The organism is Mesorhizobium sp. M7A.F.Ca.US.006.04.2.1 (assembly GCF_004022915.1).
GTDB classification, from domain to species: domain Bacteria; phylum Pseudomonadota; class Alphaproteobacteria; order Rhizobiales; family Rhizobiaceae; genus Mesorhizobium; species Mesorhizobium ciceri.
This window is the reverse complement of the sequence record NZ_RZQA01001437.1, coordinates 1-844: the sequence shown is the minus strand read 5'-3', so window position 1 is coordinate 844 and position 844 is coordinate 1. Positions and strand designations below refer to the sequence as shown.

At 63.5% G+C, this 844-nt stretch carries 1 protein-coding gene; it reads right to left on the bottom strand.

The annotated features are described in order from the left end of the window. Positions 1 to 844, bottom strand: an 844-nt coding sequence (locus EN925_RS37880; RefSeq protein ID WP_281040712.1) for a DNA gyrase subunit A, incomplete at both ends; no start/stop codon positions are given.

Below are 844 nucleotides of genomic sequence, written 5' to 3'. Positions count from 1 at the left end.
CCGCCAGACCTTTTCCTTGTAGACGATGCCGCGCGAGGAGAAGAACAGCACCGGCGTATGGGTGTTAGCGACGAACAGCCGGGTGACGAAATCCTCTTCCTTGGTCGACATGCCGGAGCGGCCCTTGCCGCCGCGGCGCTGCGCCCGGTAGAGCGACAGCGGCACGCGCTTGATGTAGCCGGAATGGCTCACCGTCACGACCATGTCTTCGCGCTGGATCAGATCCTCGTCTTCCATGTCCGAACCGCCGTCGGTGAGCTCGGTGCGGCGCGGCGTGCCGAACTCGTCGCGCACGGCGGCAAGCTCGTCCTTGACGATCTGCTGGACGCGCGCGCGGGAAGACAAAATGTCCAGATAATCGATGATTTCGGCGCCGATCGTGTTCAACTCGTCGGCGATCTCGTCGCGGCCGAGCGCGGTCAGGCGCTGCAGGCGCAGCTCGAGGATGGCGCGCGCCTGCTCCTCGGACAGATTGTAGGTACCGTCCTCGTTGATCCGGTGGCGTGGATCATCGATCAGGAGGATCAGAGATTCCACGTCGCCAGAGGGCCAGCGCCGCTCCATCAACTGCTCACGCGCCGTCTGCGGATCCGGCGCGGTGCGGATCAGCTTGATGACTTCGTCGATGTTGGCGACTGCGATAGCGAGACCGACCAGCACATGGGCGCGATCGCGCGCCTTGCGCAGCAGGAACTTCGTCCGCCTTGTGATCACCTCCTCGCGGAAGGCGACGAAAGCCTTCAGCATATCGGTCAGGTTCATCACTTCCGGCTTGCCGCCATTCAGCGCCACCATATTGGCGCCGAAAGAGGTCTGCAGTGGCGTGAAGCGGTAGAGCTGGTTG